Annotated in this window: 12 protein-coding genes; 2 read left to right on the forward strand and 10 right to left on the reverse strand. The window is 42.9% G+C overall.

Going from position 1 to position 13,029, the window contains the following annotated elements:
• Positions 1–8: 8 nt before the first annotated feature.
• Both NST16_RS10440 and NST16_RS10445 read right to left on the reverse strand, forming a co-directional pair.
• Positions 9–875 (reverse strand): NAD(P)-dependent oxidoreductase, encoded by an 867-nt coding sequence (locus tag NST16_RS10440; RefSeq protein ID WP_340886294.1) that lies wholly within the window; start codon positions 873–875, stop codon positions 9–11.
• A gap of 136 nt (positions 876–1,011) precedes the next feature.
• Positions 1,012–2,979 (reverse strand): methyl-accepting chemotaxis protein, encoded by a 1,968-nt coding sequence (locus NST16_RS10445; RefSeq protein WP_268505537.1) that lies wholly within the window; start codon positions 2,977–2,979, stop codon positions 1,012–1,014.
• Positions 2,980–3,126: 147 nt separating this feature from the next.
• Between NST16_RS10445 and NST16_RS10450 the strand changes: the two genes are divergently transcribed.
• Positions 3,127–3,828, forward strand: a complete 702-nt coding sequence (locus NST16_RS10450) for a GNAT family N-acetyltransferase (protein ID WP_229148178.1) — start codon at positions 3,127–3,129, stop codon at positions 3,826–3,828.
• Here NST16_RS10450 and splB read toward each other — a convergent pair.
• From splB to NST16_RS10485, 7 genes are all read right to left on the reverse strand, one after another.
• Entirely contained in the window at positions 3,821–4,849 is a 1,029-nt protein-coding gene (gene splB, locus NST16_RS10455) for a spore photoproduct lyase (RefSeq protein WP_168747627.1), read from the reverse strand. The genes NST16_RS10450 and splB overlap by 8 nt on opposite strands.
• Positions 4,850–4,932: 83 nt before the next feature.
• Positions 4,933–5,172 carry a splAB operon transcriptional regulator SplA gene (gene splA / locus NST16_RS10460; RefSeq protein ID WP_044156104.1) on the reverse strand — a complete coding sequence of 80 codons (240 nt, stop codon included), beginning with the start codon at positions 5,170–5,172 and terminating at the stop codon, positions 4,933–4,935.
• Positions 5,173–5,263: 91 nt separating this feature from the next.
• Positions 5,264–6,976, reverse strand: a complete 1,713-nt coding sequence (ptsP, locus tag NST16_RS10465) for a phosphoenolpyruvate--protein phosphotransferase (protein WP_029441228.1) — start codon at positions 6,974–6,976, stop codon at positions 5,264–5,266.
• A complete protein-coding gene (locus NST16_RS10470; RefSeq protein WP_010334034.1) occupies positions 6,976–7,242 on the reverse strand; it encodes a phosphocarrier protein HPr in 267 nt (88 codons plus the stop codon). Before NST16_RS10470 ends, ptsP begins: the two co-directional genes overlap by 1 nt.
• Before the next feature lie 98 nt (positions 7,243–7,340).
• Positions 7,341–9,440 (reverse strand): PTS glucose transporter subunit IIABC, encoded by a 2,100-nt coding sequence (ptsG, locus tag NST16_RS10475; RefSeq protein ID WP_029441227.1) that lies wholly within the window; start codon positions 9,438–9,440, stop codon positions 7,341–7,343.
• 231 nt (positions 9,441–9,671) lie between these two features.
• Entirely contained in the window at positions 9,672–10,538 is an 867-nt protein-coding gene (gene glcT / locus NST16_RS10480; protein ID WP_026014700.1) for a glucose PTS transporter transcription antiterminator GlcT, read from the reverse strand.
• 61 nt (positions 10,539–10,599) lie between these two features.
• A complete protein-coding gene (locus NST16_RS10485) occupies positions 10,600–11,565 on the reverse strand; it encodes a LacI family DNA-binding transcriptional regulator (RefSeq protein ID WP_340886310.1) in 966 nt (321 codons plus the stop codon).
• 105 nt (positions 11,566–11,670) lie between these two features.
• On the opposite strand from NST16_RS10485, the gene NST16_RS10490 reads away from it, so the two are divergent.
• Positions 11,671–11,796, forward strand: a complete 126-nt coding sequence (locus NST16_RS10490; protein WP_010334030.1) for a hypothetical protein — start codon at positions 11,671–11,673, stop codon at positions 11,794–11,796.
• A gap of 54 nt (positions 11,797–11,850) precedes the next feature.
• On the opposite strand, the gene NST16_RS10495 is transcribed toward NST16_RS10490, so the two are convergent.
• A complete protein-coding gene (locus NST16_RS10495; RefSeq protein ID WP_010334029.1) occupies positions 11,851–12,945 on the reverse strand; it encodes a M24 family metallopeptidase in 1,095 nt (364 codons plus the stop codon).
• Between the last annotated feature and the right edge of the window lie 84 nt (positions 12,946–13,029).

Raw genomic sequence — 13,029 nt, forward strand, 5'->3', positions numbered from 1 at the left:
AATCTTTTTTATTTCACCCAAAGCTTATAAATGCTTTGAGTTCCGCTGTTTTCTTCTCCTTGTGCGGCAAGTTGGTCATATAATGATTTCGCTAGCGACAAGCCTGGCATTTCTTCCCCCATTAATTCCGCTTCCTCTAAAGCAATTCCCATATCTTTAATAAAATGCTTTACGTAAAAACCTGGTTCGAAATCACCTTTCAGCATACGCGGGGCGAGGTTTGACAATGACCAGCTTCCTGCCGCTCCAGTTGTAATGCTCTTCAGGACGTTTTCCGGCTGAAGGCCTGATTTTTGGGCATAAGCCATCGCTTCGGCTACACCGATCATACCTGCTGCAATCGCGATTTGATTACACATTTTTGTGTGCTGCCCGCTTCCTGCCGGCCCTTGATATTGAATATTCTCTCCCATTAAAGAGAAGGTGGGCAGGCAAGCTTCAAACGCTTCTTTTTCTCCTCCGACCATAATCGCCAGTGTTCCGTTTTGCGCGCCGATGTCACCTCCTGAAACAGGTGCGTCTAAGGCAAATAATGATTTTTCTTTGGCTGCCTCCGCAATTTTTTTGGCTAACGATGGTTTAGAAGTCGTCATATCAATGAGATACGCGCCTTTTTTAGCATTTTCAATAATTCCGTTGCTGCCGAAATACACTTCTTCTACATCACTGGGATAGCCTACCATTGTAATAATGACATCAGCTTCTTTTGAAAGATCTTTTACGGTGCCTTTCCATACCGCACCTTTTTCCAGTATGCTGTCCGCTTTTTCTTTTGTGCGGGTGTACACCAATACAGGATGTCCATCATTAAGGATATGTGAAGCCATACTGTTTCCCATTACTCCAAGACCGATAAAACCGACTGTTTTTTTCAAGGCGATTCCTCCCAGACGTATTGTTTTCATTTAGTTAAAATTTATCATTTTCTAGACTACCATATCTAGTAATCATATAGTAGAGTCTAGAAAATGAAAAAACCCAAAACTTGAAAAAGTTCTGGGTATCCAATATTTATAATGTGAATTTCTCAATAGCGTTCATAAGCTCTTGGCTAGCATGTTTTAATGTATCAGTTGAGTGTTTGACTTTCTCAAGCGTGATCAGCTGTTCATCGGTTGAGGCGTTGACTTCCTCCGCTGCAGCAGCCGATTCCTGTGATATAGCTGAGATGCTTTGAATCGCTTCAGATATGGCAAGCTGTTCTTCACTCATTCTTTGTATGTCTTCGTAAATTTGATCAATCCCTTGTACAAGTGACTGCATTTCCGACGTGATTGTGTTTAATACTTCGCCAGTCTCATGGATTGCGCTGTTTTGTTCATCATTCATTTTACTTGCTTCAACCATTGCATGGGAAGCCTCTTTTGTTTCAAGCTGTATCAACTTCACTGTCTCACTGATATGCTTGGTGGAAAGTGCTGATTGCTCGGCAAGCTTCCGCACCTCTTCAGCCACGACTGCAAATCCGCGTCCGCTTTCACCGGCTCTGGCTGCCTCAATACTGGCGTTTAAGGCAAGTAAATTGGTTTGATCCGAGATATTTGAAATCGCAGTAACCACTTCTTCAATATTCTTGGTTTGATTTTCTAAATCCAGCAGCATCGTTTCGACTTTCTTTGTTTCCGTATTGGCTTCGTTTGATTTCATCAGCAGCTGGCCGAGAGCGTCAAGCCCTTTATAGCTTGCATCCTCTGAGGATTTTGAACGTGCTTTCATGCCGCCTGCCTGATCCGCAATTCGTCTGATTTTAGCAGATAGGTTTTCCGATTTTTCGTTAATGGTTTCAACCTCTGAAGCCTGTTCTGTTGCCCCTGCTGCCACTTCTTCGATCGCTTTCGCAATTTGTCCGCTCGTTTCATTGGTTTCAGCGGAGACAGCTGTTAGTTGTTCAGAGGTGTCAGACACTTTTCCTGAGGAATATCTGACTTGTTCCACCATTTCCTTCATGTTTTCAACCATCTGATTAAAGTCTCTTGTTAACATGCCGACTTCATCCTTAGTCTTTGACTCTGCGTGGACTGTCAAATCGCCTGCAGAGACAGCCTTTGTTTTCGCAATCAGCTGCTGGATCGGCCCGGTTATTGTTTTGGCGAGGAAGTAGCTGAGAATAATCGTCACCGCCAGCGCGATGAGTGAGATGAAAAGGTTCGCCCGATTCATTTTATCTGAAATCCACATTAATTGATTTGTGTCAAATTGTGTTCCGACTTTCCATCCCGTTTCTCCAACCGTTTGATACACAATCATTTTTCCCTTTGCATCTTGTATCCCGTTTTTGTCAGATGCAATGGTTTTTAATGTTTGGTCCTTGGAGATATTTTTTCCTTGGTTTGAGGGATGTGCTAAAAGATTGCCGCTTGCATCAGCTAAAAAAGCAAAGCCATTGTATGGCACCTTTTGCTTATTTACCATAGCTTGGATGGAAGATAGTTTCAAATCATAACTGGCAACCCCTATCACCTTCTGCCCGTCAAGAATTGCTTTTGAGGCTGTGACGACCATTTCTCCCGTCACGACATCTTTATAGGGTTCAGTCCAGACGACTTTATCCGGTGTTTCAGCCGCGCGCTTATACCATGTTCTAGAAGCCGGGTCATAATCTTCTGCGAATTCGGCTTTCGGATATGTAAACATTTCTTTTTTTGCGGTGCCAATATAGGCCATCGCTACATAATCATCGTTTTCTTTAATTTGTTTGATGTCATCATTAAACAGCCTGGCAGCTTCTTTACTTGAGTTTGTCACAAACGCACGGGTTAACTCTCCATTTGCCAATCTTAACAGCGAAATGTCATAACTCTTTAATTGCAGTTCAATATTTTGTTCAAGCGAGTTTGTTACGTTTTGTGTCGTGTTTTTCCCATCCTCTGTAATCATCGGTTTTAACGTCAGGTAAGAAGAAAGCATTAAAAGAACAACTGTAACGATTAACATGATAGAAACAAAAACAGCAATTTTCATGTGAAGTTTTTTAAACAAACCAATCCCCTCCTAATTTCTATATCGGCCTTTTCACCCAAAAAATGAATAATCATAAAATAAATGATATTGAAAACACAGAATATTCATTGAAAATTGTGTTTCAGCAGTTTGATTGCGATATAATAAACAGCATGAGAGGGAGTGATTGTCATTTTTAAACAGATGTATGTCCATAATGGCATTAAATTTGAGCGGCTGACGATCAGAAATTATTCAAAAACAGACATTAAGGGATTGCTTTCTCTTCAGAAAGAGTGTTTTCCCCCTCCATTTCCGCAGGAATTACTGTGGTCAGAAGAACAGCTTGACAGCCATATCAACACCTTTCCGGAAGGGGCTTTATGCGCGCTGGTTAATGGTGAAATCGTCGGTTCGATGACTGCCCTTATCGTGCATTTTGATCCCGATGCTCCCGAGCATACATGGGCGGAGACAACAGATAACGGCTATATTACATGTCATGATCCGCAGGCAAATACATTATATGTAGTTGATATTTCAGTTTCACCGCATTACCGGAAGCTTGGAATAGGAAAATGGCTGATGAATACGATGTATGAATTAGCCGTTGAAAAGCGAATGGAACGGTTACTCGGCGGCGGACGTATTCCTTTTTATCATAAGTACGCCCACGAGATCAGCGCTTCACAATATGTAGAGGATGTAATAGAAGGAAAAAAGAAAGATCCTGTACTGTCATTTCTCCTGCATTGCGGCCGTTCACCGCTCTGTATCGTCAGCAATTATTTAGACGATGAAGAATCGCTGAATTATGGAGTTTTGATGGAGTGGAAAAATCCCTTTTATGAAAAAACGAGCTGTAAAACTGACAGCCCGTTTACGTGAAATATTCAATTTTCGCATTAGGAAAATACGTATCGATATAAGATTCGAGTGTTTCCCGAAGCACATGTTCTTCATCTTTCTGATAAATATATTTTCCGATTCCGTAACGTCCCCATTTATAACGACGTTTTTCTTCATCTAATTCTAGCTTCGTCTTCGGATAATTCTTCTCTATCACTCGTTTGGCCGGTTTTGTAAAACGATGCTGAATTAATTCAAAGGTAACATCATGTCTGACGTCCTGCGGCAAAGCAGCATCCAGCTTTTCAAACAGATGTCTGTATCCTTCCTCCCAGCCTTCGTGAATGTATATCGGCGCAACAATAAAGCCTAGCGGGTAGCCTGCTTTCGCTACTTTTACAGCCGCTTCAATCCGTTTATCGAGAGGAGAGGTTCCCGGCTCAAAATTCTTAATCACATAGTCAGCATTTATGCTGAATCTGAATCTTGTTTTTCCGTTATGTTTAGCATCCAAAAGGTGGTCAACATGGTGAAACTTTGTGACAAACCTGAGCTTGCCAAGCTCACTCTGTCCGAAATGTTCAATGGCGTGCTTGAGCGTGTGTGTCAAATGGTCGATGCCCACAATATCAGAGGTACATGAAGCCTCAAACCTTGTAAACTCCGGTGCACGTTCTTTCATATACTGATCCGCCTGATCCAATATTTCTTCGACGTTTACATAGGTTCTGATATAGGGTTTTGTTCCCATTGTGGTTTGTAAATAGCAGTAATGGCAATGCCCCATACAGCCTGTCGCAAACGGAATCGCATATTCAGCTGACGGTTTTGAAGAATCAAACTTCAATGTTTTTCGGACACCAACTACTAACGTTGATTTTGCATTACGGTATTGCTGAAGATGGTTTTTACCAGGAATATTGCGCACTTGGTTATGGGACGTCGTTTCTCTGATTTCGATGCCCATTTTTTCAAATTTATCATGTAATTCCTGTGCCAATGGATATTCCATTGCTCTCGGTTCAATATAAACGAGCTGCGGAACAAATGGGTTCTGCATGGTGCCACATCCTTTTCCTTTTCCTTTTCTACCGTTACTTTTCTCATAAGACGGAAAGGATATGAATTGTAATGTTTTCCTTGTTACTCGTACGGATCGATATCAAACAATTCTTTGTAAAGTGTTTTTGCTTCTTCATAGCTTGCAAAAACAGCATCATCCTCGGCAAACGGATGGTAGGTTTCAAATATAAACAGGGAAAGCTCACCCTCATGGTATGGATGATGCACAATTTCAGCTTCCTTTATATGAGCAACATTGGCGGCGTGCGGATTTCTGTAGATCACGTAGACTGTATCTCCTGCGTTAAATTCGTTTGACATTCTATCCCTCCTAGCCATGTTATTGTGCCCCGCTGCAACCCTGATTATGAAAAAAAACCAGACAGGCCGGAGGCCGTCTGGTTTTTGCACATTACTTGAATGTTTCTTTTACGAACGCGACAACTTCTTCTGTCGTGCTCATAGATAAGATTTTCTCTTTGAATGACTCAGCTTCTTGTTTAGACAATTTGCTGATTTGAGTTCTTGCCGGAAGAATAGAAGTTGCGCTCATTGAGAACTCATCTAAGCCTAAGCCAAGAAGAATCGGAATCGCAATTTCGTCTCCTGCCATTTCTCCGCACATGCCGACCCATTTTCCTTCTTTATGTGCTGCTTCAATTACGAGTGTAATTAAGCGAAGGATTGCAGGGTTGTATGGCTGATACAGGTAAGCTACACGTTCATTCATACGGTCAGCTGCCATTGTGTATTGGATCAAATCATTTGTTCCGATACTGAAGAAGTCAACTTCTTTAGCAAACTGATCAGCGATGACTGCAGTCGACGGAATCTCAACCATCATACCGACTTCAATATCGTCAGATACAGGTTGTCCCGCTTTGACAAGCTTTTCTTTCTCTTCAAGAAGGATCGCTTTCGCTTCTTTGAATTCGTTAACTGTCGCAATCATAGGGAACATGATTTTCAAGTTTCCGTATGTACTTGCACGAAGCAGCGCGCGAAGCTGTGTTCTGAAGATCTCTTGCTCTTCAAGGCAAAGACGAATTGCTCTGTATCCCAAGAACGGGTTCATTTCTTTAGGAAGCTGCAGGTAAGGAAGCTCTTTGTCTCCGCCGATATCAAGTGTCCGCACGACAACTGATTTTCCTTCCATACGCTCAAGAACCGTTTTATAAGCATCAAACTGTTCATCTTCTGTAGGCAGCTGATCTCTTCCCATGTAAAGGAATTCTGTACGGTAAAGACCAACTGCTTCTCCGCCGTTTTCAAGAACACCCTTCACATCATCTGGAGTACCGATATTCGCTGCAAGCTCTACATGATGACCGTCTTTTGATACAGTCGGTTCATTGACCAGCTTCGCCCACTCTGCTTTTTGAGCTAAATAAGCGTTATGTTTTTCTTCATACTCTTTTACAGTTTCCGCAGAAGGATCGATAATGACATCCCCATTAATACCGTCAACGATAACAGTCACGCCGTTTTGGATCGTGCCTGTAGCCGCTTTCGTTCCAACAACTGCCGGAATCTCAAGAGAACGCGCCATGATGGCAGAGTGAGATGTGCGTCCGCCGATATCAGTTGTGAATCCTTTAACGAACTCACGGTTTAATTGAGCTGTATCAGACGGTGTTAAGTCTTCAGCTACAATAATAACCTCTTCTGAAATCATGCTTGGGTTTGGAATTTCAACGCCAAGCAGGTGGCCGGTTACGCGTTTTGTTACGTCGCGGATATCTGCCGCACGCTCTTTCATATATTCGTTGTCCATTGATTCAAACATGGTAACGAACATAGAAGACGTTTCTTTTAAAGCGAATTCAGCGTTCACAGAATCAGAGCTGATTTTTTCTTTCACAGGATTCAGAAGCTCAGGGTCACTGAGGACTAAAAGGTGAGCAGAAAAAATATCAGCTTTATCCTGACCCAGTTCTTTCAAAGCATGCTCTTTGATTTTTTCGAGCTCTTCTTTAGAACGTGCAATCGCTTCTTCAAAACGGCTTACTTCCGCTTCAGAATCAGAGATGTTTTTCTTTTCAACCGTTAAATCTGGCTCTTCAAGCCGGTACGCTTTTGCAATCGCGATGCCGGCTGAAGCACCAATCCCTTTTAATTCTTGCATTACTCGCCGAGTCCTTCGCTTTTCATTGTTTCTTCTAAAGCGTTAAGAGCATCGTTTTCGTCAGCGCCAGCTGCAGAAATTGTGATTTCAGCGCCTTTAGCGATTCCAAGAGACATAACACCCATGATTGATTTAAGGTTTACAGTTTTGCCGTTATATTCCAAATTAACGTCAGCGTCGTATTTGCTTGCAGTTTGTACAAGAACTGTCGCAGGACGAGCGTGAATTCCAGAATCTGCAGTTACTTTGAATGTTTTTTGTGCCATTTTTATCATTCTCCTTTTAACTTAAAGCTTTATTACTTCACAATATTATATCATACAGCCGTACTTGTCATCTGACAAGCACAGCGTACTATATACCCTTATTTTTCAATCTTCACAATGTCTTCTTGCTCTCTGTTAACTGATCCGCTTGCCTTAATGCTGACTGTTTCTCCTTCAGCAAGGTTCGTAAATACGATCGGTGTCATCAGAGACGGTACATTCGGTTTTACTGCGTCCAAATCAACTTCAAGAAGCTTTTGTCCAGGCTCAACGCGGTCCCCTTCTGATACGAAAGACGTAAACCCTTCGCCCTTGAGGCTGACCGTATCAATGCCGAAGTGGATCAAAATTTCTTTTCCTCCGTCGGATTGCAGGCCAATTGCATGTTTTGTCGGGAAAACATTTAGTATTTTTCCTCGTACCGGAGAAACGACGATGCCTTCAGAAGGAAGGATCGCAAAGCCGTCACCCATCATTTTTCCTGAGAAGACTTGGTCAGGAACATCAGTAATCGGGTGAATTTCACCAGCAATCGGAGAAACAAAGACTTCCTCGCCAATTTCATTTTGCAGCGGTTCTGCAATGACTTCCTCAACCTGCTGCCCTACTTCTTCCTCAGCGGATGTTTTCGGTTCAGGTCTTGGTTTGCGTCCCGCGATGATGTCCTGCATTTGTGTTTTTAAACCGTCGGAACGCGGTCCGAAAATCGCCTGAATGTTGTTGCCCACTTCCAGCACCCCGGAAGCGCCAAGCTGTTTCAGACGGTCTTTATCAACCTTTTTCTGATCGTTTACAGTTACGCGCAGACGAGTGATACAAGCATCAAGGTGTTTGATGTTTTCTTGGTCACCCATTGCCTGCAGGATCTCGTAAGGAAGGTCGCCTGCTTCTCCTGTCTTCCCAGATGCTGCTGTTTCAGCTGAAGCATCTTCACGGCCTGGTGTTTTCAGATTAAATTTGCGGATCGCAAATCGGAATCCGAAGTAGTAAATAACCGCAATCCCTAAACCAACAGGGATGACAAGCCACCATGCTGTCCGGTTCGGTAAAATACCGAAAAGGAAGTAGTCAATTAAACCGCCGGAGAATGTCATACCAATCTTCACATTCAACAGCTGCATGACCATGAATGAAAGCCCTGCAAACACACAGTGGATCGCAAACAGGACAGGGGCAACGAATAGGAATGAGAATTCCAATGGCTCTGTGATCCCTGTCAGGAAGGATGTCAGTGCTGCTGAACCCATAATACCTGCAACAAGTTTTTTGTTTTGCGGTTTTGCTTCATGATAAATCGCAAGTGCCGCAGCAGGAAGACCAAACATCATAAATGGATATTTACCTGTCATGAACGTACCTGCTGTTAACTGTACGCCGTCTTTAATCTGTGCCATAAAGATACGCTGATCCCCGCGGATGATCTCTCCGGCTGCACTTTTGTAGCTGAAGAACTCATACCAGAACGGCGAGTAGAAAATGTGATGCAGACCAAATGGAATAAGTGAACGTTCAATGACCCCGAAGATAAATGCAGCAAGGGTTGGATTCGCTTCCACTAATCCAGTTGAAAAGGCATTCAATCCATGCTGGATCGGAGGCCAGATCACTAACATAATAAGACCCAGAATCAGTGCGGAAATTGACGTAATAATCGGTACGAAACGTTTACCCGCAAAGAAACCAAGATATTGCGGCAATTCAATTGTATAAAATTTGTTAAACAGCAATGCCGCCAGCACACCGACGATAATACCGCCGAATACCCCTGTCGCCAAGGTAGGTATGCCGAGCATGTTTACATATGCCGGGTGGTTTTCCGTGAAGAACTTGGCTCTTTCGATTGAATCGGAAGGAATGGTTCCGTTTGCAAGAAGAACCGCACTCATGGATACGTTCATCACCAGATAACCGATAATTGCTGCTATCCCGGCAACTCCATCTCCGTTGGCAAGCCCGATGGCTACACCTACTGCGAAAAGAAGCGGAAGGTTATCGAAAACAATCTGTCCAGCGCTTTCCATCACACCCGCTACGAGCTGAACATTGTCATTGCTCAGGAAATGCAGGACTTGGATCATGTCCTTGTTTTGCATTGCATTCCCGATCGCAAGCAAAATACCCGCAGCCGGAAGGATCGCAACTGGAAGCATAAGCGCACGCCCAATTTTTTGAAGAACGCCGAATAATGCTTTAAACATAAGAATTGACCTCCTCTTTTTACTAGTCTGACCTTACAGCTAAAAATCATGACAACGAATTCACAGGCGTAAGTCTTCCAGTTTAACCGTTTACATTTGCCCTTTTACACAACAAAAAAGGCATGAGCAAAATAGGGTGCGCAAAAGAACGAGAATGGACTTCCCGTTTTTTCCCCTCAATCACTCATGCCTGATCGGATCAGTAACACGTTTTTAAAGGATAAACTGAATTTATGAAATTTTATTGGTTAATCGGTACAGATGAAGCGTGAGATAAACCGCTTCCGCCTCATGAACTGGTTTCTTCAATGTTTGCTGCAAGATTTTAATCAATTTCCAAGCTGTATTGTAGCATAGCGGATATTCATTTTTCAATAACAACATTAATTTTTCTGGTTCTTTAGTCGGTTCCTCTTTTTTAATTCTTTCTATCGTAAATCTGATGTGCCTGATAAGCCGTAAATAGTTGACGCTTTCTTTATTTACTTTCATTTGAAACGAGTCTTCAATCACCTCTACAAGCTGCGCCATCAGCTGTGAGTGCTTGTTGACTTCTGACAGCGGGCGATTCGTCAGAGCTGAATGAATGTGCAGGGCGATAAAACCGATCTCCCCTTCCGGAAGGCAGATTCCCGCTTTTTCATTGATAATGTCAATGACTTCTTGGGCTATTTGATATTCATCCGGATAAAGTGACTGCGTCTCCATTAAGAAAGGATTTTTCATGTCAAAGCCCTGCTGCTGCCTCTTGATTGCAAATGCAATATGGTCAGTCAGTGCAATATGAATATGTTCATTTAGTGAGCGGTTTGTCCGATTGCTGATGTGATATATGACATCGTTTGAAATATCAACGAGCTTTTCATCAACATAGTCGAGGAGCTTTTTAAACTGCTTCTGTTCCTTTTCATCCTTTAAAATGAACATTTTATCGTACCCTTTATCTTCAATCACATCATCTTGTTTTTTTCCGAAACCAATTCCTTTTCCGATCAAAACTACTTCACTGTATTTATGATGAGAAGCAATTAATACATTATTATTCAGTACCTTTTTCACTGTAAAGGACCCATTCACGATCCTCAGCTCCTTTGTCATTCAATACCTCATATCGTACATAACGAACAGAATGCGCGTCAAACCTTTTTTCATGCTTTCACTAAACAGTTGATCTTTCAATGAGACGGTAATCAAGAACCCTGCTTTCAATCGGCTGGCCCTGAATCCTTTTTTCCAGCATGGCAAACGCCTGCTTGCCCATTTCCTTCGCTTGAATATCAATGGTCGATATCCCAAGCAATTGGCTGATTTCATGGTTATCAAAGCTTAAGATCGCAAGTTCATCCGGAACAGACACTTGCTGAGCTCTCGCTTCCAATATAAGCCCTGCCGATACCTGGTCATTGGCGACAAAAATAGCCGTCGGCCTTTCCCTCCAGCTGTTCCATTTATGAAAAAGCGCTTTTCCGTCGTTCATTGTAATCGCTTTCTCAATCACCCATTCTTCCTTGAATGTTTCTCCGATCTCTTCCAATGCATCTTTATATGCTTTGATGCGAATATGACTGTTCATTCCTTTTTTTCTTGCTAAGCAAATCGCTATTTTTTTGTGCCCTTTGGCGATTAAGTAGTCGAGTCCGTCCCGGAATGCGGCTTGATGGGGAATGCTGATTGTGGAAAATCCCTCCTTGTTTGAATTCTGACAAAGCAGTATCGGGCCTTCCCACTCCTTGAGCTTGTCATCAGACAGTGCCTTCGAACAAAAAATCAAACCGTCAACCTGGCGCTGTTTTAACTGGGACAGTGCAAAGATTTCTTTCTTCACGTCATAATTTGTCTGGAACAAAGAGAGGTGAATGCCCGACTCTGCGGCAGCGTCTGCGATTCCCGCCATCATCTCCGCAAAATAAGGAAGGCTGATCGTCGGCATCACGACACCGAACATGTTTGAAAACCCCTTCGACAGATGCACAGCGTGGACATTTCTTGTGTACTCCAAAACTTCCATTGCTTCAAGCACTCTTTTTCTTTTCTCTTCACTGACATAAGGATGATTGTTTATGACTCTGGAAACCGTCGTAACGGAGACACCGGCTTTATCTGCAATGTCTTTAATATTAGCCATAAATTCCCTTCTTTCTGATTTCCCTTGATCTGGAATGCGTTTCATACAATACGATAAGAACGTACCGACAGATTAGATGGTTTTTGCTGAAAGGAGAAGATATACATGGGTTTCTTCATTTTAATTGGATTATGTCTGGCCGTTCTGGGCGGAAGCTGCCTGGCTGTAAGACCGCTCAATCAAAAACATGAAGTGAAACCATTTCGGACGTTTGATGATTTTTTTATTTAAAGCAGATAAAAAAGGACGATGTCGAGAACAAAGTCCTTTTTTATCTCTGCCTTGTTACGGCAATATCGTTAATTCCTTCGGATATTGAGTCAGCGTAACTGCCCCCTCTTTTGTTACGTGAACGTCATCTTCAATACGTACGCCGCCAACATCCGGCACATAAATGCCCGGTTCGATTGTGTAAACCATTCCTTCTTGCAGCAGCGTGTCATTGGCTTTGCTCATCGACGGGTACTCATGCACTGAAATGCCGAGACCATGGCCCAGCCGGTGAGGGAAATATTCTCCATATCCGGCTTTTTCAATGATTCCGCGGGCAGTTAAATCGAGATCTCCGATTCTCACGCCTGGGTTGCTAGCTTCTATCGCGGCTTTTTCCGCTTGAAGCACCGTCTCGTAAATTTCTTCCTGCTTCGGATTGATTGTTTTGTAGGCAAAGGTTCGCGTGATATCAGAGCAGTAGCCATCCATAATAACACCCAGGTCAAACAAGACAAAATCGCCTTTCTTTAATGTGGCTGTACCCGGATTTCCGTGAGGCTGACCTGATTTTTTGCCGAATAGCACCATTGTCGAGAAAGACATGCCCTGAATTCCTTTTTTCTTCAACTCATACTCAATCTGAGCAAGAACTTCCACCTCACTGATGCCTTCACGCAAAGCAGCTGTCCCGACTTCAACACCAAAATCGGCAAGCTTTGCCGCCTCTTTCAGCAATTTAATTTCATGCTCGTCTTTAATCAGACGAAACTGGTTAAGGGTTTCTTCTGCTGATACAAATTGTGCCCCTCCAGCTGAATGCTTCAGTTGTTCGGCACGCGAAAGCGAGATTGAATCCTTTTCCACGGCAAGCGTATGTATGCTGACATTTCGTTTTTTGAGAGCTTTTTCAATAAGCTCCCATGGATTTTCGTGATCGGCATAGCCAATAATTTCGTGATTCCATCCGGCATTTCGGGCCTGATCTGCCTCCATTCCCGGACAAACGAAAAATGGCTCCTCCTCTTGAAAGATAAACAAACCCATTACACGTTCATGCGGCTCTGTATAAAAACCGGTTAAGTAAAATACATTTTCTTTCGTATGAATAAATGCGGCAGTATGCCCCGCTTCCTTCAGCCATGAAGATATGCGTTGTATTCTGTTCATTTCTTGTTCCTCCCTGCCTTTTGCCATGCGTTGTTCTTTATATATTGTAACAGGTTTTACGGGTGTTTGCCTTTCACGGCGACT

The sequence above is a fragment of the Bacillus sp. FSL K6-1005 genome (genome assembly GCF_038000225.1).
Classification (GTDB): domain Bacteria; phylum Bacillota; class Bacilli; order Bacillales; family Bacillaceae; genus Bacillus; species Bacillus mojavensis.

Bases quoted from the DNA above. Each gene is read 5' to 3' on its own strand.
- glcT (WP_026014700.1), bottom strand. From the start codon at position 10,538: ATGACAAAGGAGCTGAGGATCGTGAATGGGTCCTTTACAGTGAAAAAG.
- NST16_RS10470 (WP_010334034.1), bottom strand. From the start codon at position 7,242: ATGGCACAAAAAACATTCAAAGTAACTGCAGATTCTGGAATTCACGCT.
- ptsP (WP_029441228.1), bottom strand. From the start codon at position 6,976: ATGCAAGAATTAAAAGGGATTGGTGCTTCAGCCGGCATCGCGATTGCA.
- NST16_RS10490 (WP_010334030.1), top strand. From the start codon at position 11,671: ATGGGTTTCTTCATTTTAATTGGATTATGTCTGGCCGTTCTGGGCGGA.
- NST16_RS10485 (WP_340886310.1), bottom strand. From the start codon at position 11,565: ATGGCTAATATTAAAGACATTGCAGATAAAGCCGGTGTCTCCGTTACG.
- NST16_RS10495 (WP_010334029.1), bottom strand. From the start codon at position 12,945: ATGAACAGAATACAACGCATATCTTCATGGCTGAAGGAAGCGGGGCAT.
- splA (WP_044156104.1), bottom strand. From the start codon at position 5,172: ATGTCAAACGAATTTAACGCAGGAGATACAGTCTACGTGATCTACAGA.
- ptsG (WP_029441227.1), bottom strand. From the start codon at position 9,440: ATGTTTAAAGCATTATTCGGCGTTCTTCAAAAAATTGGGCGTGCGCTT.
- splB (WP_168747627.1), bottom strand. From the start codon at position 4,849: ATGCAGAACCCATTTGTTCCGCAGCTCGTTTATATTGAACCGAGAGCA.